This window comes from Pseudomonas frederiksbergensis (assembly GCF_001874645.1).
Lineage (GTDB): Bacteria > Pseudomonadota > Gammaproteobacteria > Pseudomonadales > Pseudomonadaceae > Aquipseudomonas > Aquipseudomonas frederiksbergensis_B.
Window position 1 is genome coordinate 1,309,132 of record NZ_CP017886.1, and the last position, 19,154, is coordinate 1,328,285.

The following is a 19,154-nucleotide window of genomic DNA, read 5'->3' on the forward strand; positions in this document are numbered from 1 at the left end:
AATCGGGATTAAGCAGCGCGGATCAAACCCCAGCGCAGGCACCAGGAGTTCAGCGTTTTTTTACCAGTCATGCGTCACCTGTTTGTTTTTATCTGTGACGAAATCGAACCCGACACGCTTGTGGCGCGGCGGAGTTAACAAAGCGGATAGCCTTGATTTTGCGCAGTTACGCAGGGAGGTCACAGTTAAAACGCGGCGCATTGTACACCTGTAACCCCCTGCTGCCAGACTCCGCTGGATTCAGCGCGTCGTTTGCCGGGATAGCCTGTGTCCACCCCGAGTGCCTCGGGCGGCTGCAAAAAATGGGTCAGACCTTTGCGGGTCATTGACGGGGGCGACGGAAAAATCGCCCCACAAAGAGAGATGGAGATGACTCACGGCGTTCATTGCGCCTCCTTCTTGTTATGCACCTGCACGACAGGCATGGGCGCATCTCACCGCTGAAACCGTCCTGAAACAAGCGGACCAGAGCCCTGCAAACCGTATGGCCGAGCGCCTGCCGGAAGCTTTTCCTTACAGCCCGCGTGACAACGTGAATCCGTGGTGCAGAACGCCGCTTTTCGTAAAGCCTTCTTTACGATGCGTAACGTATTTTTTCCACTACAGATCTTTTTGTATCGCCGGGCTCAGCAGCCATCTGATCCAGCGTATTTCCCGGGCCACCACCCTGAGCTTCAGCGATCGGAATGGCTCTTGATTTGAAACACCGCTGAGCAGCAGCCCGTGACGTTCCGCGTCGCATATCAAGAGCGGACGCGGAGCGTCCATTGAGGCATTCCTTTGCTACGCATGGGAACGATCAGCGGGCAAAAAAAAACGCCAACCCGTGGGTTGGCGCTTTTTATGGGCGCTTACCGATTATTCCGGTTTGCGACGACCAAAGCCTGGACGCTGACCGGAACCGGCCGGTGCGCCGCGACGTTTGCCCGATGGCGCGTCACGGTCGACCAGGACGATGCCTGGACGTTTCTTCGGCGCTGGCTTGGCCGGGCGCTTGGTGTCGGACGGACGGTCTGCCACTGGCGTACCGCGACCCGATTCACCACGACCTGCCGGAGCACCGCGACCACCGGCTGGAGCACCGCGGCCTTCGCCACGTTCAGTGCGACCGTTGGCCGGACGCGGTGTACGTGGACCGCGCTCGCCGTCCTGACGTGGTGCTGGCTTGCGTGCCGGACGCTCGCCTTCGATCTGCGGCTCGCGCGCTGGACGCGGGCCGGCAGCAGGAGCAGCGGTGGCTGGACGCAAGGTCCGCACACGCTCGCTCTTGCCGACCGGACGGGACGACTTGCGCTGCATACGCTCAAGCTTGTCTTTGCTCTTGGCGTTCATTTGCGGCATGGCCACCGGAGTCAAACCGACCTCAGCACTCAGCACGTCGACTTCGTATTGGCTCATTTCGCGCCAGCGACCCATCGGCAGGTCAGAGTTGAGGAACACCGGACCGAAACGCACGCGCTTCAGACGGCTGACCACCAGACCCTGGGATTCCCACAGGCGACGGACTTCACGGTTACGACCTTCCATCACCACGCAGTGGTACCAGTGGTTGAAACCTTCACCGCCTGGAGCCTGCTTGATGTCGGTGAACTTGGCCGGACCGTCTTCGAGAACGACGCCCGCCTTCAGGCGTTCGATCATTTCGTCGTCGACTTCGCCACGTACACGTACCGCGTACTCGCGGTCCATTTCGTAGGAAGGGTGCATCAGGCGGTTGGCCAGCTCACCGTCGGTGGTGAACATCAGCAAACCGGTGGTGTTGATGTCCAGACGACCGATGTTGATCCAGCGGCCTTCTTTTGGACGCGGCATCTTGTCGAACACGGTCGGACGGCCCTCTGGGTCGTCACGGGTGCAGATTTCGCCGTCGGGTTTGTTGTACATGATCACGCGGCGGACCGATTCGGCCGCTTCTTCACGCTTGATCACCTTGCCATCAATGGTGATGGCGTCGTGCAGGTCGACACGCAGGCCAAGGGTGGCATCTTTGCCGTTGACCTTGATGCGGCCGTGACTGATCCAGGCTTCTACGTCGCGGCGCGAGCCGACGCCGATACGGGCGAGGACTTTCTGCAGTTTCTCGCCTGCTGGGCCAATTTCCTGGTCGTCTTTCTGGTCGTTGATACTCATCTGGGCACCTCCCGGTGTGGTCTGTTCAGGCCTGGCCTGAAGATTTGAAGTCTGGTCTTTGGGCCAAAGGATCGCCAAAGGGTCGCGAATCATACGCGCATGGCGCCGCTCGCGCATCAGAGACTAGCGGATAAACGGTCGGTTGGTTGTTTTTCCGCCGACCGGTGACACACAAGGATCAAAAGATCGCAGCCTGCGGCAGCTCCTACGGGATCGCGCACACCACCATCATCGGAATGTGAATACGGTCGGTGTTGGAGCTGCCGAAAGCTGCGATCTTTTGGCGCCCCTCAATCCTCGAACTGGCGGCGTTCGTTCTCGATCGCTTCGGCGAGGGCCAGGGCTTCGGCTTCTTCGTCGCTCAGCTCGGATTCTGGCTTGGGCTGTTCCAGCGCGGCGACGGCAGCGAGCAGTTTCTCGCGAGCTTCGGCAACGCCAAGGATGTCATCTTCAGCCTCTTCCTCAACTTCAGCCTCGGCTTCGGCTTCGACCTGAAGTTCGGTCTCTACCGCAACATCGGCGGGCACGTCGCCAGGTGTCTGCGGCTCACTCTCGCTGCCCCCGCCATCTCGCAACAAGTCGTCGAAATCGGTCTTGATTCCCTCCTCCATCGAGTCCAGCTCGAGCAACAAGGTATGGAAACTGGTCTCGTCTTTCGGTTCTTCCGGCTCTGCGCTGGCATCGGCCAGTTCTTGCAGGCTCTGCGGCACTGGTGCGTCGTCGAACTCGAGCATCGGCTCGGGCGCAAGCTCGCGCAGTTCGGCCAGCGGCGGCAGGTCGTCGAGGTTCTTCAGGTTGAAATGATCGAGAAACGCCTTGGTGGTGGCAAACATCGCGGGCTTGCCCGGTACGTCACGGTAACCGACGATCCTGATCCACTCACGCTCCAGCAGGGTTTTAACGATGTGGCTGTTGACCGCCACACCGCGCACATCCTCGATCTCGCCACGGGTAATCGGCTGGCGATAGGCGATCAACGCCATGGTCTCCAGCATCGCTCGGGAATAGCGTTGCGGGCGTTCTTCCCACAGACGTCCGACCCATGGCGCGAATTTCTCGCGAATTTGCAGACGGTAGCCCGAGGCGACCTCCTTCAGCTCAAAGGCCCGACCGTCGCAGGATTTCGCGAGAATCGCCAAGGCCTTCTTGAAGACCGGCGGCTCCGGGCGCTCGCCCTCTTCGAAGAGTTCGAACAGACGCTCCATCGACTGCGGTTTTCCCGAGGCCAACAGAAAGGCCTCAAGCAGTGGCGCCAGCTCGCGGGGTTCACTCAGATTCATTGATTTTGCTCGTTATTCGGCTCGCGCCCGCACATGGATAGCCGCAAACGGCTCATTCTGTACCAGCTCGACCAAGGATTCCTTGACCAGTTCGAGGATCGCCATAAAGGTCACGACCACACCCAAGCGTCCTTCTTCTGCGGTGAACAGCTCGACAAAAGGCACAAAACCGCCGCCCTTGAGCCGTTCCAGCACATCGCTCATGCGCTCGCGCGTCGACAACGCCTCGCGGCTGACCTGATGGCTTTCGAACATATCGCCACGGCGCAGGACCTCGGCCATGGACATCAGCAACTCTTCCAGACTCACGTCCGGCAGCAACTTGCGCGCCCGCGCCTCCGGGGCATCGAGCTTGGGCACCACTACATCGCGGCCGACCCGACTCAGGCCGTCAATGCCTTCAGCGGCCGCCTTGAAGCGTTCGTACTCCTGCAAGCGCCGGATCAGCTCGGCGCGCGGATCATTTTCTTCCTCTTCGATCTCGGCCGAACGCGGCAGCAGCATCCGCGACTTGATCTCGGCGAGCATGGCCGCCATTACCAGGTACTCGGCGGCCAGCTCCAGGCGCACCGATTGCATCAGTTCGACATAACCCATGTACTGTCGGGTAATTTCCGCCACCGGAATGTCGAGGATGTTGATGTTCTGCTTGCGGATCAGGTACAGCAGCAAGTCGAGCGGGCCTTCGAAGGCCTCAAGGAAAACTTCCAGTGCATCCGGCGGAATGTACAGGTCCAGCGGCATTTCCATGACCGCCTGGCCATACACCATGGCGAACGGCAGCTCTTGCTGTGCGCCGGCCTGGCTATCGACGGGCTCTACTGCGGACATCTAGGCCTCAACCGTAAACGGCGCGGGATCACCGCAACCGACGCGGATCACTTCTGGCTCGCCGTCGGCCAGGTTGATCACCGTGGAGGCTTTGATACCACCAAAACCGCCGTCGATGATCAGATCGACCTGATGCTCCAGCAACTGACGCATTTCATACGGATCGCTCAGTGGATCAGTGTCGCCGGGCATGATCAGGGTCACGCTCATCAGCGGCTCGCCCAGTTCTTCGAGCAACGCCAGGGCAATCGGATGGCTTGGCACCCGCAGACCGATGGTGCGCTTCTTCGGGTGCAGTAACAGGCGCGGCACTTCGCGGGTGGCGTTGAGAATAAAAGTGTACGGCCCCGGCAAATGGGCCTTGAGCAAGCGGAAGGTGCCGGTGTCGATCTTGGCGAATAGCCCAAGTTGCGACAGGTCGCTGCAAATCAGCGCGAAATTGTGCTTTTCATCCAGTTGCCGCAACCGACGCACACGTTCGACGGCGTTCTTGTCACCGATCTGGCAGCCAATGGCGTAGGACGAGTCAGTTGGATAAATCACCACCCCGCCGTTGCGAATAATCTCGACAGCCTGTTTGATCAGGCGCGCTTGCGGGTTTTCCGGATGAATCTGGAAAAATTGACTCACATTGTCTACCTGTTCAGACGGCAATAACGGCTGGGTCATGTTTGAACCGACACCAAAGCGGTGGCAGGTCCTCCGGGAGCGGGCGGTATTCGCCGATCTCGGACCAGCCTCCGGGTCCATGGAAATCACTGCCGGCACTGACCAGCAGACCAAACTCACGTGCAAGAATAGCCAGGCTGCCGACCTGCTCGGCCGGCTGATGACCATTGACCACCTCAATAGCGTGGCCACCTGCTTGAATATAGTCGGCAATCAGGCGACGGCGTTTGCTGCGGGTGAAATCATAGTGCCAAGGGTGCGCCAAACTGACCCAGGCTCCGGCAGCGCGCAGGGTTTCGACGGTTTCTTCCAGGGTCGGCCAGTGCTGCTTGACGTCCCCCAGCTTGCCGGCGCCCAGCCACTTGCGGAAGGCTTCGGCGCGGTCCTTGACGAAGCCTGCACGGACTAAATAGTCGGCAAAGTGCGGTCGGGCCGGCGCATTGCCGCTGTCACCGAGCTCCTGCTGGATAGCCCGCGCGCCGTCCAGCGCGCCCGGCATACCCTTGAGTTCAAGCTTGCGGCTGATTTCTTCGGACCTCAGCCAGCGCCCGTCACGCAATTTTGCAATCGCCTCGACCAACGCCGGGGCATTGACGTCGAACCCGTAACCGAGCACATGAATGGTCGCGCCACCCCAGGTGCAGGACAATTCGACGCCGTTGATCAGTTGCATCCCCAGCGCGACTGCTGCGCTGCGGGCCTCGTCGAGGCCTTCGAGGGTGTCGTGGTCGGTCAAGGCCAGGACTCGCACGCCTTTCTCGAACGCACGCGCAACCAGTACCGCAGGCGCCAGGGCGCCATCGGAGGCCGTGCTATGGCAGTGCAAATCAACATTCACAGGACTGTGTAACCTCAAATCAGCTGACGCTTTCGCGACTCAATATGTTTGTTATTATGCCGCCACATCCTGCTTCTGGCTGCCACTGTGAAACAATTCATCGACTTCATCCCGCTTCTGCTGTTTTTCATCGTCTACAAAATCGATCCACGGGTCGTCGACATCGCCGGTCATCAACTGACAGTAGGCGGTATTTACAGCGCCACTGCGATGCTGATCATCAGCTCCCTGGTGGTCTACGGCACGCTGTTCATCAAACAGCGCACGCTGGAGAAGAGCCAGTGGCTGACCCTGATCGCCTGCCTGGTCTTCGGCAGCCTGACCCTGGCCTTCCACAGCGAAACCGTCCTTAAATGGAAGGCACCGGTGGTCAACTGGCTGTTCGCCCTGGCCTTTATCGGCAGCCATTTCATCGGCGACCGCCTGCTGATCAAACGCATCATGGGCCATGCGCTGACCCTGCCTGATCCGGTCTGGCTGCGCTTGAACATCGCCTGGATCGTTTTTTTCCTGTTCTGCGGTGCCGCCAACCTGTTTGTAGCGTTCACCTTCCAGGACTACTGGGTCGACTTCAAAGTCTTCGGCAGCCTGGGCATGACCCTGCTGTTCCTGGTCGGCCAGGGCATTTACCTGTCCCGCCACCTGCACGACGCCGACACTACTACGCCAAAAACCGAGGACTGACATGCTTTACGCAATCATTGCTACAGACGTCGCCAACTCCCTGGAAAACCGCCTGGCTGCGCGCCCTGCACACATCGAGCGGCTGCAAAAACTGCAAGCCGAAGGCCGCGTGGTTCTGGCAGGCCCGCACCCTGCCATCGACAGCAATGATCCGGGCGCAGCAGGTTTCACCGGCAGTCTGATCGTCGCCGACTTCACCTCCCTGGAAGCCGCCAAGGCCTGGGCCGACGCCGATCCGTATATCGCCGCAGGCGTCTACGCCAGCGTTCTGGTCAAACCGTTCAAACAAGTCCTGCCATAACACAGCACCCGCGCGATGAACCTTCGGTTCATCGCGTGTTCAATTGCTCATTATTCTCGTTCAACGGCCGACAACCTGCCCAACACTCGATTGGAATCAGGAGTTTCGATGCGCCAAGGTCCGCTGTGTCTGCTGTTGGTCACATTATCGATCGGGGCCTTCGCCCATGCCGAAGAACACTCGGACTCAGGCTATTCAACGCCTCTGTCGTTAAGCGCCGGAAGCCAGATCACTGAATTGCAGCAGCGCTTGAAAGAAAGCGAGCGGCAACGAGAAGAGCTGAATAAACAACTGCAAAATGCCGATAGCGAACGCGAAAGCGCCTTGCTGGGCCGGTTACGCCAAGAGAATCAGCGCCTCAAGCTGCAACTCAAGGAAGCCCAGGCAAACCCGCTGCCGCGCCTGCTGACCGATCAACAGCAGTGGTTCGTCACAGGCGCGGGAGTAGCGCTATTGGCCCTGCTCTGCGGTATCTTCGCCAGTGGTGGACGTAGAAAGCGTCGGCAATGGCTAAATTGAGTGAGTCATGAGCGAGCTGTTACTAATTGATGATGACCAGGAGCTGTGTGAGCTCCTGAGCAGTTGGCTGAGCCAGGAAGGTTTTGTCGTGCGCGCTTGCCACGACGGTCTGAGTGCTCGCCGCGCCTTGGCCGAGTCTGCGCCGGCAGCGGTGGTACTGGACGTGATGCTGCCCGACGGCAGCGGTCTGGAGCTGCTCAAGCAATTGCGCAACGACCACCCGGACCTGCCGGTGGTGATGCTCTCGGCCCGTGGCGAGCCACTGGACCGGATCCTCGGCCTCGAGCTGGGCGCCGACGACTACCTGGCCAAGCCTTGTGACCCGCGGGAGCTGACTGCCCGTCTGCGCGCAGTGCTGCGGCGCAGTCATCCAGCGGCGGTATCGAGCCAGATGGAGCTCGGCGATCTGTGCTTCAGCCCGGTCCGTGGCGTGGTCAACATCGACGAACAGGAATTCACCCTGACCGTCTCTGAAAGTCGCCTGCTCGAAGCCCTGCTCAAGCAACCCGGCGAACCGTTGGACAAGCAGGAGCTGGCGCAGATCGCCCTCGGGCGCAAGCTGACCCTGTACGACCGCAGCCTGGACATGCACGTCAGCAACCTGCGCAAGAAGATCGGCCCACACCCCGATGGCCGCCCGCGCATCGTTGCCCTGCGCAGCCGCGGTTATTACTACAGCCTCTGAACCCGACGCCCCCCGTGTAGGAGCTGCCGAAGGCTGCGATCTTTTAGCGAAGTTGTGCAATGACGACGGCCAAGATCAAAAGATCGCAGCCTTCGGCAGCTTCTACAGGGGTTTGTTTTGTCAGGACGAGAGAAAAGCGTCTTTACCCAAGCTTTACGCTCCGCTGACCGCCGCTGACCTTGATCTCCGTAATCTGTACTCATCCGGAACACACCGGGAACGAGACAAGGAGACACACTATGCGCAAGACCCTTATCGCTTTGATGTTCGCTGCTGCACTGCCGACCATTGCCATGGCAGCGCAAGAAGGCCAAGGCCCGACGGGCCCAATGGATGGCCACGGTTACAGCGAACACATGCACGGCGGCAAAGGCGCTTACAAAGAACTGGACCTGAGCCGCGAACAACGCGAGCAGATCCGCAAACTGATTGGCGAGCAAATGCATGCGCGTCAAGAGCTGGTAGAGCAGTACCTGCAAAAACTCTCACCCGCTGATCAGCAGGCCATGAAAGACCAAATGGCGGCCGGCCGCCAGAAAACCGAGAAGGACATTCGTGCCCTTCTCAAGCCGGACCAGCAGCAGAAGTTCGACGCTATCCAAAAGAAGCAGGCCGAACGCAAAGCCGAATGGGCCCAGTTCCAGGCGTGGAAAGCCCAACAACCGCAAAAAACGCAATAATGCTCTAGAGTTACTCCCCAGCCCAATGGTCAATCACCATTGGGCTTTCTTTGTTTGAGGACTTACCGTGCGTTCATTGTTCTGGCGCATCCTTGCCAGTTTCTGGCTGGCCATCGCTCTGGTTGCAGGGCTGTCGATTCTGCTCGCGCACATGTTGAACCAGGACGCCTGGATTCTCAGTCGCCACCCGGGCCTCAGCACCCTGGCGCAAGAGTGGACGCAGCTCTACGAAGAAAAGGGCGAGGACGCTGCGCAAACGTTGCTCGAACAACGCAAACGGCGTTACCACATTGATGTTCAGGTGCTGAACGAAAGTGGCGACCCGGTGGTGCGCGGCACCTTTCCTCGCCGCGCGGCGGCTTTGGAAGCACGGCAGAACGACTACCCCGACGACAATGACCGTCGCCTGCCCTGGCGACGTCTGACCGTCGAGTACACCAGCCCGAAAAGCGCTGAAACTTACTTGCTGATCTACCGTATTCCGCATCCGGAGCTCAACGCCTGGCACCGCACCAGCCTGCTTTGGCCCCTCAGTGCGCTGTCAATTTCCTTGGTGGTGCTGACGCTGTTCAGCCTGCTGGTAACGCTGTCCATCACCCGCCCGTTGAGCCGTTTGCGCGGTGCGGTGCATGACCTCGGTCAGACGACCTATCAGCAAAACAGCCTGGCACGGCTGGCCAACCGGCGTGACGAGTTTGGCGTGCTGGCCAACGACTTCAACCGCATGGGCGCACGCCTGCAAAGTCTGATCGGTAGCCAGCGACAACTGCTGCGCGACGTGTCTCACGAGCTGCGTTCACCGTTGGCCCGATTGCGTATCGCCCTGGCGCTCGCGGAACGGGCCGGCCCCGAAGAACGCGAAAAACTCTGGCCACGATTGACTCGCGAATGTGATCGCCTTGAAGCACTGATCAGTGAAATTCTGGTGCTGGCACGGGTCGACGCCGACAACGCGAGTGCCGAAGAGGTTGACCTCAATGCGCTACTGAATACGGTGCAAAAAGACGCTCAGCTCGGCTCGCCGGAGCAAAGCATACAGATAGAAGCCGAACGGCAATTGAGCCTCAAGGGCTGGCCGACCATGATCGAGCGGGCGCTGGACAACCTGTTGCGTAACGCCCAACGCTTCAATCCGGAAGGACAACCGATTGAAGTGCTGGCATTGCGTCAGGGAGAACGGATTGTGGTCAGCGTGCGCGACCATGGTCCCGGTGTAGAGGCCGAGCATTTGAGCCAACTGGGGGAGCCGTTTTACCGGGCACCCGGCCAGACGGCGGCCGGCCACGGCCTGGGACTGGCCATCGCCCGTCGCGCAGCGGAGCGCCACGGCGGCAGCCTGATTCTGGCCAATCACCCGGAGGGCGGATTCATTGCCAGCCTGGAGTTGCCGTTGGAACCGGGGGCGGTGGTTCAACCGTAATATTTGGTGATGCAAAAAAGATCGCCGCCTGCCGCAGCTCCACAGGGGAATGCAATCGTCTGTAGGAGCTGGCGAAGGTTCGGGCCGCGTTCGGACGATCTTTTGATCTTCAGGCCTCTGGCGACCAGGCGCTGACAAACTCGGCGAGATCGACTTTCCCTGCCACTCGCGGTTCGTTCTGCGGTGTGCCCAGGTAAAGAAATGCAATCACCTCTTCACCTTCCGCCAGGCCCAACCCTTGGGCCACATGCGCCGAATAGACCAGTTCGCCGGTACGCCACACTGCGCCGATACCCTGAGCGTAAGCCGCCAGCAAGATACCGTGGGCCGCACAACCGGCGGCCAGCAACTGCTCGGACTTCGGCACTTTGACGTGGTCTTGCAGGCGCGCCACTACCACCACCACCAACGGCGCACGCAGCGGGCCGTTACGCGCCTTGTCCACCTGGGCCTGAGGCACATCGGCGTCTTGCAGGCGTGCAGCCTCAGCCAGTATCTCGCCCAATTGCTCGCGCGCCGCACCTTCGACCGTCAGAAAACGCCACGGCTGCAAATGCCCGTGATCTGGTGCACGCATGGCTGCGGCAAACAACACTTCCCGCTGTGCAGCGGTGGGCGCCGGGTCGAGCAAACGTGGAACGGATACACGGTTGAGCAAAGCGTCGAGAGCCTGCATCGGCCACCTCCTGAAAAAAATGTCTGGCTATTCTAGCGTCAAGTGCTTCGGGGGTGCCGGTTTACATGCCCGGCCTCGCAGGTAGAATGGCGCCCTTCCCTATCAGCCCGAGCGGATTTCATGGCGTTGCCGACCTTACGGACTATTGGTTTCATCATCGGCATCTTCCTGATCACCCTGGCCATCAGCATGGCTGTGCCGATGGCAACACTGGTGATTTACGACCGCACCAGCGACCTGCCGTCGTTCCTCTGGGCCAGCACGATTACCTTTGTTGCCGGTCTGGCGCTGGTCATCCCCGGGCGACCGGAGCATGTGCACCTGCGCCCGCGGGACATGTACCTGCTCACCGTTTCAAGCTGGGTGGTGGTCTGCCTATTCGCGGCATTGCCGTTTCTGCTGACCCAGCACATCAGTTACACCGACTCGTTTTTCGAAAGCATGTCGGGCATCACCGCCACCGGTTCTACTGTGCTCAGCGGCCTGGATAGCATGTCTCCGGGCATCCTGATGTGGCGTTCATTACTGCACTGGCTGGGCGGTATCGGCTTTATCGGCATGGCGGTCGCCATTCTGCCACTGCTGCGCATTGGTGGCATGCGGCTGTTTCAGACCGAATCGTCGGACCGTTCCGAAAAGGTCATGCCTCGTTCGCACATGGTGGCTCGGCTGATCGTCGCCGCCTACGTCGGCATCACCATCCTCGGCAGCCTGGGGTTCTGGTGGGCGGGCATGAGCCCGTTCGATGCAGTCAACCATGCGATGTCGGCAATATCCACCGGCGGCTTCTCAACCTCCGACCAGTCCCTGGCCAAGTGGACGCAACCGGCCGTGCACTGGGTCGCGGTGGTGATCATGATTCTCGGCAGCCTGCCGTTTACCTTGTACGTGGCGACCTTGCGCGGCAATCGGCGGGCGTTGATCAAGGATCAGCAGGTGCAGGGATTGCTTGGTATGTTGCTCGTGACCTGGCTGGTACTCGGCACCTGGTACTGGTGGACCACCCATCTGCATTGGCTTGACGCACTGCGCCATGTCGCGCTGAACGTCACCTCGGTGGTCACCACCACTGGTTTTGCGCTGGGGGATTACAGCCTGTGGGGCAACTTCTCACTGATGCTGTTCTTCTATCTGGGCTTTGTCGGTGGTTGCTCGGGTTCGACCGCTGGCGGGATCAAGATCTTCCGTTTTCAGGTGGCCTTTATCTTGCTCAAGGCCAACCTTAATCAACTGATCCACCCGCGTGCGGTGATCAAGCAGAAGTACAACGGTCATCGTCTCGACGAAGAGATTGTCCGCTCGATTCTGACTTTTTCGTTCTTCTTTGCGATCACCATTTGCGCCATCGCCCTGGCGCTATCGCTGCTGGGCGTGGACTGGATGACTGCGCTGACCGGTGCGGCCAGCACGGTTTCGGGCGTGGGGCCGGGACTGGGCGAAACCATCGGCCCCGCCGGCAATTTCGCCAGCCTGCCCGACGCCGCCAAGTGGATTCTGTCCCTCGGCATGCTGCTCGGGCGACTGGAGATCATTACCGTGTTTGTGCTGTGTATTCCGGCGTTCTGGCGTCACTGAGTTCTTTCGGTGCTTCCATCAGCCGCACCCGGTACTCGCCGGGAGTGGTATCGAACCAGCGCCGAAAAGCCCGGAAGAAATTGCTCGGATCGGCGAACCCCAGCAGGTAGGCAATTTCCAGCAAGGTCATACTCGGTTGCGCCAGGTACTGCTCGGCCAACTCGCGACGCGTGTCGTCGAGCAGCGTCTGAAAACTCGTGCCCTCTTCCTGCAAGCGTCGCTGCAAGGTGCGCGGGGAAAAATGCAGGGTTTGCGCCACCGTATCGCGCTTGGGCTCACCCAGGGGCAGCAAGCGACACAACACTTGCCGCGCCTTGTGGGTAACCCGACTTTCGGAAAATCGCGCCAGATATTCACCGGCAAACCGGTCATGCAATAACGCCATGGCCTCATTGGCGGTCGGCAACGGCGCCTCCATATCCGCCCGTTCGAAAATCAGCGCGTCATACGGGGCATTGAACTCCAGCGGCGCATGAAAGGCTAATTTGTAGGGTTCGAGATCTACGGGCTGATCGCCCTGAATCAATACTTTGCGTGGCTGCAAGGTGTGCCCGGTCAGCCAGCCGCACAACCCCAGCGCACAGGCCAGTGAAGCTTCGGCACTTTGTCGGGTGGGTGGCAGATGGTCGCCATGCACCGTCAGAATCAGTGCATAACCTTCAGGTAACAGGCGAAAACTCAGGTCGGCGCTTTCGGCGATGATCCGCTGATAGCGCACCAGGCGTTGAAAGCCTTCAGCCAGGGTCTGGCTGGACATCAAGGCATAACCGGCCACATTAAACGATGCCGGACGGACCAACTTGCCCATGTTCAAACCGATCGCAGGGTTGCCGGACAGCTCTACCGCACGCTGCCAGAGCCGCGTCATCGAATCTTGAGGAAAGCGCGCATCCGGATCATCCAGCGCCGCATAGTCGAGCCCCAGTTGTTTGAACAAGACCCGGCAATCCAGGCCGTCCATCTCCAGTGCCTTGACAATCCCCATCGCCCAGCTTGCAGAAGTCGTTCGTTCGCTCATGGCGTTTTCTTACTTGATGAGCCGTCTGGCACGGCCAATTTCAGAACAATACTAAAGTGGCGCCGATCGTCACTGGCGGTTGCCGCTGGTGACTCTAGACTTAAATAAGCTCCCCAGCCTCCTTCCAGGCTCGCAGGGCCATCAAGCCGTCCCACGCGGCCAGTGCGGCATTGGATCCAAGATCTACACTGCACAACGCCCCTTCGAAAATAATAAGAGGATAGCTGATGAATGCGCATGCCCGCTTCACCCACATGAAGGATGGTACGCAGGAAGACTGGGCGATCATCGCCGCAGAGTTCAGTGCCTACGCCAAACAATTGCCGACACGGATTGTGGCGCACTTGAAATTGCTGGAGGGTGATTTTGGCGGCTTCCCGGTCGATCGCCTGACCCACTCGCTGCAAACCGCCACCCGCGCCTGGCGCGATGACCGGGATGAGGAATACGTGGTGTGTGCGCTGCTCCACGACATTGGCGATACCCTTGGCTCCTACAACCACCCGGACATTGCGGCGGCGATCCTCAAGCCATTCGTCAGCGCTGAAAACCTGTGGATGGTGGAAAAACACGGGATTTTCCAGGGCTATTACTTCTTCCATCATCTGGGCATGGACCGGCATCTGCGCGAGCAATTTCGCGAACACCCGCAGTACCGGCAAACCATCGAGTTCTGCGCCGAGTATGACGCCGCAGCCTTTGATCCGGCCTACGAGACCTTGCCGCTGAGTTTCTTCGAGCCGATGATGGAGCGCCTGTTTGCCCGGCCAAAAAACTCGATCTACATGGCGGCAATAGAAGTACACGCGCCGGCCTGAGATCAAGAGATCGCAGCCTGCGGCAGCTCCTACGATGTTCGCGTGTTAACCCGATCCCGTAGGAGCTGCCGCAGGCTGCGATCTTTTCGGCATCAAACCGGTTCCGCGACCTTCACCAACTCCGCTTTCAATTGCGCCTCTCGCGCCTGCGCATCCGCCAACCGGTACAACTCGATCGTGCCGTCCCAATGCTCGATCAAGGCCGTGCACGACTCCACCCAATCCCCGCAATTGAGGTAGTCCACCTCGCCGACCTTGCGGATTTCCGCATGATGGATGTGCCCGCAAACCACCCCGTGCAGCTCGCGCTTGACGCACTCGTGGGCGATGGCCTCTTCGAAATCGCTGATGAAACTGACCGCAGTTTTGACTTTGTGCTTGAGGTACGCCGACAACGACCAGTAACCGTAGCCGTACCGTGCACGCCAGTGATTGAGCCAGCGGTTGAGGGTCAGGGTGAACTCGTAGGCCGAGTCGCCGAGAAACGCCAGCCAGCGGTGATAGCGGGTGATCACATCGAACTGATCGCCGTGAATCACCAACAGGTGCCGGCCATCAGCAGTAACGTGGACCGCCTCGTCCACCAGTTGAATATTGCCCAGGATCAGCTTTGAATAACGCCGCAGAAACTCGTCGTGGTTGCCGGTGACGTAAATCACCTCGGTGCCGCGCTTGCTCATGGTCAGCAGACGGCGGATGACGTTGGTGTGAGCCTGCGGCCAGTACATGCCGCTGCGCAGCTTCCAGCCATCAATGATGTCGCCGACCAGATAAATCTTGTCAGCCTGATAGCCCTTGAGAAACTGCGACAAATGCTCGGCCTGACAATCCCGGGTGCCGAGGTGCACATCGGAAATCCACAAGGTGCGCACGCGTTGTTTACGGCTGGGTTTGGCAAGTTCGGCGCTGGTCATGGGCAACCTCTGCGAGATTTTTCGCCAGCTTGCACCGCAGCGATTAATAGCCCATGACACAAATACGGCAGTCTGATGACAACCCGAACCCAGGTACGACCGGTGTAGACTGCGAGACTGCCCAGGAGACTGCGATGAGACCGATCCTCACGCTGCGCCAATACACCCACGACTTGATCGTCCACAGCCACGACCACGCGCAACTGGTGTTCGCTCTGTCGGGTGCGCTCGACTTCGAGGTCGGTGGCCATGGCAGCCAAGTGGTACAGCAAAGTTTCATGGTCGTGCCTTCTGGTGCTCATCACGCGTGTGGCAGCCCGAATGGCAGCCGCTGCCTGGTGCTCGATGTGCCGAGCGATCAATGGGTTTCGCAATCGCTGGGCGAGCATGCCGATGCCAGTCGGCGCTTGCTCGACAACCCTGGGCGCTTACCGCTGGACGCCGGGCAAAGTCAGCTGGTGAGCTGGCTGGCGAGCAGCCAGGTAGAAGACCCGCTAATCGCCCAGCAAGGCGCCGTGTTGTTGCTCGCCAGCCTCAACAACGCCGCGCCGAACAGCATCGCCGGGCGACGGTTGCCTTACGCCGCGCTCAATGCGCACATTGACCAATACGCCGCCTATCCACTGCAAGTTGCCGATCTGGCACGCATCGCCGGGCTGTCCAGCGCGCGTCTGCACGCACGATTTGTTGCTGAATGCGGACAGACGCCGATGGATTACATCCGCAGTCGCCGCCTGCATATCGCGGTGAAGTTGCTGCGTGAGTCCGCGCTGCCCATCGGCGAGGTCGCCAGCCGTGTCGGCTATAGCTCCCAAAGCGCCTTCGCCGCGGCGGTGATGCGCGAATTTGGCGCATCCCCGGGCAAGCTGCGACGTGCGGTGAGCAAACGCTAGGCTGGCGATAAAACATGCGAGTCTGGCAACAGACAGATCAGGCAATCACGCGCTTCAATGTAGGAGCTGCCGCAGGTTCGGGCAGCTCCTACACTACGGATTAAGGATTGAAATGACTCCGCGTACCGCCCTTGGCGCCCTGCATATCGGCGCATTGATGTTTGGCCTGACCGGTGTGTTCGGCAAACTCGCCGCTGCCTCCCCTGCCATCATTGTCTTTGGCCGTGCGGCATTCGCGGTGATCGCTCTGGCGTTCTTTGCCCGTTTCGCCAGCAATACTGGCTGGCAGAAACTCGAAGCGGTGGACTGGCGGCGCCTGCTGCTCAGCGGTCTGTTGCTGGCCGGGCATTGGGTGAGCTTTTTCATTGCAGTGAAAGTCGCCGGCGTGGCGATTGCGACCTTGGGTTTTGCCAGTTTCCCGGCGTTCACGGTGATCCTCGAAGGCCTGATCTTCCGCGAGCGGATTCGCGCCAATGAAATCCTCCTCGTGGTGCTGGTGAGCGTCGGCCTGGTATTAGTCACCCCGGATTTCGACCTCGCCAGTGAAGCCACCAGCGGTCTGCTCTGGGCCGTGGGCTCGGGCTTGCTGTTTGCCTTGCTGTCGCTGACCAACCGCGCCAGCTCCGGGCGTATACCCGCCGTGCAGGCCGCGCTGTGTCAGAACGTAGTGGTCGCACTCTGTCTGCTGCCGGTGGCGGCACCGGGCTTGAGCGAAGTACGCGCCATCGATTGGCTGTGGATCGGTCTGCTCGGGGTGTTCTGCACCGGCGTCGCCCACAGCCTGTTCGTTGCCAGCCTGGCGGTGATCAAGGCTCGCACCGCCGCGGTGGTGTTTGCCCTGGAGCCGGTTTACGGCATCACCGTCGCCTGGCTGCTGTTCGGCGAGAATCCGACGCTGCGGATGTTGATGGGCGGTGCGCTGATCATCATCGCGATTGTGGTGTCCAGCAGTCTGTCTGGCAGCTCAAGCAAGAAAAACGTGGCGGCCGAAGCAGCCTCTCATTAGGTTCGACGAAAACCAGCCGAGCGAAGATCAGGCGGTTTTCGTCACCTAACGGTCGTTGTGGCCGAGGTCGCGGTTTGGATCGATCTGGTCGCGAACGCGCTGCTTGAGCACCTTGGCTTCCGGGAAGCCACCGTCGGCCTTGCGTTCCCAGAGCTGTACCCCATCGCAGGTAATGAAAAACACCCCGCCGGTTCCCGGCACCAGTGAAACTTTGCCCAGGTCGTCACCGAAGGTACTGAGCAGCTCCTGGGCCAGCCAGGCGGCGCGCAACAGCCATTGGCATTGCGTGCAGTAAGTGATGACAACTTCCGGTCTGTGTGTGGTCATGGCGTGCTGGACTCCTGAGCTCGATGGCGCCGCTATAATAGCCGCCTTTACCGCTCGATTTCCGGCCAGAACAGCAGCCTGGTCCGCGCCGTGTATGACTGATCACCGACCAGCCAGCGCCTGCACGACGTCAGCGAATGCTGGCCAACAGGCTGCGGGCGGTTTGCTTCAAGGACTCGTCACTGTCCTTGAGTAACTCGTTCAATAGCCGAATGGCGCTGTCCAGATCACCGTCGTCGATGCAGTTCTGCGCCTCTTCCAGTTTGCCGGCGTGGATCTCTTCATGCGCAGGCACTGCGAATTCACCCGGCAACGGCTCAAGTTCCAGGGTCGGTGATGCATCGGCGAAATCGTCAAGAAAGCCATCGTCCAGCGGCCCCATCTGATCCACGGGTTTAGCCATTGCCGCTGTTGTGTCGGACGGGCTGACCAGATCCCAGCTCGAATCCATCGACAAGTCATCCAGATTCAACTGGAACTCATCCCGTACCGAGGCAGCCGGCTCAGCCGTCGATTCAAGAGTCGCCAAAGATTGTGCACTGGCCAGTTTTGGCGAACGCGCACGAATCTGCCCCAACACCTCAACGCTGTAACCCGCTTCAAGCAGGCTGTTTTCGTGGTCCGAATAACCTGCGCTATCGCCCTGCTGCCCCAACACCTCCAACAACTTCAGGTTCAAATCGCTGCGCTGTGGCTCTTTGAGCAAGGCTTCACGCAAAAGACTGACCGCCTCGGCGAAGCGGTCATACGTCAGGTAGATACCGACGCCCTCAAGTACTTCTGCCCCATGAACGGTTTCGCGGTTCGCGGGGGTGACTTGCGTCGTAGAAAGCTCAATCGATGGTTTCTGCGCAGTATCGGGCGCTCCCCGACCGACTATCGGCTCATGTCGTGACACAGGCTCCAGCACAGGCTGTACCCGCCGCTGACGGAGCGCAAACAGGCCCAGCAGCAACAGCACGCCAACTACCAGCAGGCCGCCGATCAGCCACAACACCCATCCACCGCTCGACTCATCCATGGGGGCAACGGGCACCGGGACTGGCGCGGCAGGAATGGCGGGGGCGGGTAAGGGCTTTTTGGCTTCGGCCAACTCGGCTTGCAGATCGCTGACTTGCTTTCGCTGGCTGGCGATCTGCTCATCCTGGGTTTGTAGCCGGGCGTTCAACTGATCGACAGTTTGTTTCAGCTGCTGGTTTTCCAGGACGCTGGCTGCCAGCAACTCGGAAGTGGGGTCGGTAGCCGCAGGCGCCGTGCTCGACGGCGCAGCAGCAGGCGTTTTGGCGGGTGCGGCGGCAGTGGGTGGCTGGCTGATCGCCGGGGCCGGCTCGACGTCACTTGCCGGTACGATCCCAGGCGAGCCTGGTGGATCGATCAGCACCGTGTATTCGCGCAGCAAATGCCCATTGGGCTGGTTCGCCTGCACCAGGAAATTCAGGAACGGCTCATTGACCGGTTTGCTGGACACCACCCGAATCACGCTGCGATCGCCACGCAGTACGACGGTAAAGCGCAGGTCGTTGAGAAAAAACACTCGCTCGACACCGGCACGGGCGAACTCGTCCGCCGTCGCCAGACTGACCGAGAGTTCACCGTCGGCCAGACTACCTGGGTCGACCAGGGCGATTTCGGCATTCAACGGCTGGTTCAAGGCTGAGTGCAACGTAACGTCGCCCAACCCCAGCGCGGGTGCCAATGCCGAGTAAAACAAGGCACCCGCGACCGACAACAGGCTGACGGAGCGCCGTAACACAGACCGCAAACTCTCGAGCATGAGCATCCCTTAGCTAACCAGAATCAACCTGTGCGCATTCGTACTTCCATCACGAACGTTACTGCCTGGTAATTCTTATAGTCTGCTCTTCGCCAGTTCTCAAAAATCTGCTGTGT

At 60.0% G+C, this 19,154-nt stretch carries 20 protein-coding genes; 10 read left to right on the forward strand and 10 right to left on the reverse strand.

What is annotated here, in order from left to right:
• Window positions 1–858: 858 nt before the first annotated feature.
• The 5 genes from rluB to BLL42_RS06590 form a co-directional block, all read right to left on the reverse strand.
• Window positions 859–2,130: a 23S rRNA pseudouridine(2605) synthase RluB gene (gene rluB, locus BLL42_RS06570; RefSeq protein WP_071551327.1), complete on the reverse strand. Its 1,272-nt coding sequence runs from the start codon at window positions 2,128–2,130 to the stop codon at window positions 859–861.
• A gap of 290 nt (window positions 2,131–2,420) precedes the next feature.
• Window positions 2,421–3,410 carry an SMC-Scp complex subunit ScpB gene (gene scpB / locus BLL42_RS06575; RefSeq protein ID WP_071551328.1) on the reverse strand — a complete coding sequence of 330 codons (990 nt, stop codon included), beginning with the start codon at window positions 3,408–3,410 and terminating at the stop codon, window positions 2,421–2,423.
• A 12-nt stretch (window positions 3,411–3,422) separates the two neighbouring features.
• Window positions 3,423–4,241, reverse strand: a complete 819-nt coding sequence (locus BLL42_RS06580; protein WP_071551329.1) for a segregation and condensation protein A — start codon at window positions 4,239–4,241, stop codon at window positions 3,423–3,425.
• Window positions 4,242–4,871: an L-threonylcarbamoyladenylate synthase gene (locus tag BLL42_RS06585; protein WP_054598268.1), complete on the reverse strand. Its 630-nt coding sequence runs from the start codon at window positions 4,869–4,871 to the stop codon at window positions 4,242–4,244.
• A 13-nt stretch (window positions 4,872–4,884) separates the two neighbouring features.
• Window positions 4,885–5,748 (reverse strand): PHP domain-containing protein, encoded by an 864-nt coding sequence (locus BLL42_RS06590; protein WP_071551330.1) that lies wholly within the window; start codon window positions 5,746–5,748, stop codon window positions 4,885–4,887.
• A gap of 87 nt (window positions 5,749–5,835) precedes the next feature.
• Here BLL42_RS06590 and BLL42_RS06595 point away from each other — a divergent pair, with 87 nt between their 5' ends.
• The 6 genes from BLL42_RS06595 (at window position 5,836) to BLL42_RS06620 (ending at window position 10,037) form a co-directional block, all read left to right on the forward strand.
• Window positions 5,836–6,432: a septation protein A gene (locus BLL42_RS06595; protein ID WP_071551331.1), complete on the forward strand. Its 597-nt coding sequence runs from the start codon at window positions 5,836–5,838 to the stop codon at window positions 6,430–6,432.
• 1 nt (window position 6,433) lies between these two features.
• The gene (locus tag BLL42_RS06600; protein WP_071551332.1) at window positions 6,434–6,733 is read left to right on the forward strand and encodes a YciI family protein; all 300 of its coding nucleotides are present in this window, start codon (window positions 6,434–6,436) and stop codon (window positions 6,731–6,733) included.
• A gap of 108 nt (window positions 6,734–6,841) precedes the next feature.
• A complete protein-coding gene (locus tag BLL42_RS06605; RefSeq protein WP_071551333.1) occupies window positions 6,842–7,252 on the forward strand; it encodes an SH3 domain-containing protein in 411 nt (136 codons plus the stop codon).
• A 7-nt stretch (window positions 7,253–7,259) separates the two neighbouring features.
• Window positions 7,260–7,937, forward strand: a complete 678-nt coding sequence (locus BLL42_RS06610) for a response regulator transcription factor (RefSeq protein WP_071551334.1) — start codon at window positions 7,260–7,262, stop codon at window positions 7,935–7,937.
• Between the two features lie 239 nt (window positions 7,938–8,176).
• Window positions 8,177–8,617, forward strand: a complete 441-nt coding sequence (locus tag BLL42_RS06615) for an LTXXQ domain protein (RefSeq protein WP_071551335.1) — start codon at window positions 8,177–8,179, stop codon at window positions 8,615–8,617.
• Between the two features lie 67 nt (window positions 8,618–8,684).
• Entirely contained in the window at window positions 8,685–10,037 is a 1,353-nt protein-coding gene (locus tag BLL42_RS06620) for a sensor histidine kinase (RefSeq protein WP_071551336.1), read from the forward strand.
• 109 nt (window positions 10,038–10,146) lie between these two features.
• On the opposite strand, the gene BLL42_RS06625 is transcribed toward BLL42_RS06620, so the two are convergent.
• Window positions 10,147–10,713: a nitroreductase family protein gene (locus BLL42_RS06625; RefSeq protein WP_071551337.1), complete on the reverse strand. Its 567-nt coding sequence runs from the start codon at window positions 10,711–10,713 to the stop codon at window positions 10,147–10,149.
• 120 nt (window positions 10,714–10,833) lie between these two features.
• On the opposite strand from BLL42_RS06625, the gene BLL42_RS06630 reads away from it, so the two are divergent.
• Entirely contained in the window at window positions 10,834–12,288 is a 1,455-nt protein-coding gene (locus tag BLL42_RS06630; protein ID WP_071551338.1) for a TrkH family potassium uptake protein, read from the forward strand.
• Here the strand turns inward: BLL42_RS06630 and BLL42_RS06635 are convergent.
• Window positions 12,245–13,306 (reverse strand): AraC family transcriptional regulator, encoded by a 1,062-nt coding sequence (locus tag BLL42_RS06635; protein WP_071551339.1) that lies wholly within the window; start codon window positions 13,304–13,306, stop codon window positions 12,245–12,247. The genes BLL42_RS06630 and BLL42_RS06635 overlap by 44 nt on opposite strands.
• 227 nt (window positions 13,307–13,533) lie before the next feature.
• On the opposite strand from BLL42_RS06635, the gene BLL42_RS06640 reads away from it, so the two are divergent.
• Window positions 13,534–14,124 carry an HD domain-containing protein gene (locus tag BLL42_RS06640; protein ID WP_071551340.1) on the forward strand — a complete coding sequence of 197 codons (591 nt, stop codon included), beginning with the start codon at window positions 13,534–13,536 and terminating at the stop codon, window positions 14,122–14,124.
• 92 nt (window positions 14,125–14,216) lie between these two features.
• Here the strand turns inward: BLL42_RS06640 and BLL42_RS06645 are convergent, their stop codons facing one another.
• Window positions 14,217–15,038, reverse strand: a complete 822-nt coding sequence (locus BLL42_RS06645; protein WP_071551341.1) for a UDP-2,3-diacylglucosamine diphosphatase — start codon at window positions 15,036–15,038, stop codon at window positions 14,217–14,219.
• Between the two features lie 134 nt (window positions 15,039–15,172).
• Between BLL42_RS06645 and BLL42_RS06650 the strand changes: the two genes are divergently transcribed.
• Both BLL42_RS06650 and BLL42_RS06655 read left to right on the forward strand, forming a co-directional pair.
• Complete coding sequence (locus tag BLL42_RS06650; protein ID WP_071551342.1) at window positions 15,173–15,931, forward strand: helix-turn-helix transcriptional regulator; 759 nt, start codon at window positions 15,173–15,175, stop codon at window positions 15,929–15,931.
• Window positions 15,932–16,043: 112 nt separating this feature from the next.
• Window positions 16,044–16,937: a DMT family transporter gene (locus BLL42_RS06655; protein ID WP_071551343.1), complete on the forward strand. Its 894-nt coding sequence runs from the start codon at window positions 16,044–16,046 to the stop codon at window positions 16,935–16,937.
• Between the two features lie 45 nt (window positions 16,938–16,982).
• Here BLL42_RS06655 and BLL42_RS06660 read toward each other — a convergent pair whose 3' ends face one another.
• Window positions 16,983–17,264 (reverse strand): Rdx family protein, encoded by a 282-nt coding sequence (locus BLL42_RS06660; protein ID WP_071551344.1) that lies wholly within the window; start codon window positions 17,262–17,264, stop codon window positions 16,983–16,985.
• A gap of 130 nt (window positions 17,265–17,394) precedes the next feature.
• Window positions 17,395–19,038, reverse strand: a complete 1,644-nt coding sequence (locus BLL42_RS06665; protein WP_071551345.1) for a motility hub landmark protein FimV — start codon at window positions 19,036–19,038, stop codon at window positions 17,395–17,397.
• Between the last annotated feature and the right edge of the window lie 116 nt (window positions 19,039–19,154).

Bases quoted from the DNA above. Each gene is read 5' to 3' on its own strand.
- rluB (WP_071551327.1), bottom strand. From the start codon at position 2,130: ATGAGTATCAACGACCAGAAAGACGACCAGGAAATTGGCCCAGCAGGC.
- scpB (WP_071551328.1), bottom strand. From the start codon at position 3,410: ATGAATCTGAGTGAACCCCGCGAGCTGGCGCCACTGCTTGAGGCCTTT.
- BLL42_RS06580 (WP_071551329.1), bottom strand. From the start codon at position 4,241: ATGTCCGCAGTAGAGCCCGTCGATAGCCAGGCCGGCGCACAGCAAGAG.
- BLL42_RS06600 (WP_071551332.1), top strand. From the start codon at position 6,434: ATGCTTTACGCAATCATTGCTACAGACGTCGCCAACTCCCTGGAAAAC.
- BLL42_RS06605 (WP_071551333.1), top strand. From the start codon at position 6,842: ATGCGCCAAGGTCCGCTGTGTCTGCTGTTGGTCACATTATCGATCGGG.
- BLL42_RS06610 (WP_071551334.1), top strand. From the start codon at position 7,260: ATGAGCGAGCTGTTACTAATTGATGATGACCAGGAGCTGTGTGAGCTC.
- BLL42_RS06615 (WP_071551335.1), top strand. From the start codon at position 8,177: ATGCGCAAGACCCTTATCGCTTTGATGTTCGCTGCTGCACTGCCGACC.
- BLL42_RS06625 (WP_071551337.1), bottom strand. From the start codon at position 10,713: ATGCAGGCTCTCGACGCTTTGCTCAACCGTGTATCCGTTCCACGTTTG.
- BLL42_RS06630 (WP_071551338.1), top strand. From the start codon at position 10,834: ATGGCGTTGCCGACCTTACGGACTATTGGTTTCATCATCGGCATCTTC.
- BLL42_RS06635 (WP_071551339.1), bottom strand. From the start codon at position 13,306: ATGAGCGAACGAACGACTTCTGCAAGCTGGGCGATGGGGATTGTCAAG.
- BLL42_RS06640 (WP_071551340.1), top strand. From the start codon at position 13,534: ATGAATGCGCATGCCCGCTTCACCCACATGAAGGATGGTACGCAGGAA.
- BLL42_RS06645 (WP_071551341.1), bottom strand. From the start codon at position 15,038: ATGACCAGCGCCGAACTTGCCAAACCCAGCCGTAAACAACGCGTGCGC.
- BLL42_RS06650 (WP_071551342.1), top strand. From the start codon at position 15,173: ATGAGACCGATCCTCACGCTGCGCCAATACACCCACGACTTGATCGTC.
- BLL42_RS06655 (WP_071551343.1), top strand. From the start codon at position 16,044: ATGACTCCGCGTACCGCCCTTGGCGCCCTGCATATCGGCGCATTGATG.
- BLL42_RS06660 (WP_071551344.1), bottom strand. From the start codon at position 17,264: ATGACCACACACAGACCGGAAGTTGTCATCACTTACTGCACGCAATGC.
- BLL42_RS06665 (WP_071551345.1), bottom strand. From the start codon at position 19,038: ATGCTCGAGAGTTTGCGGTCTGTGTTACGGCGCTCCGTCAGCCTGTTG.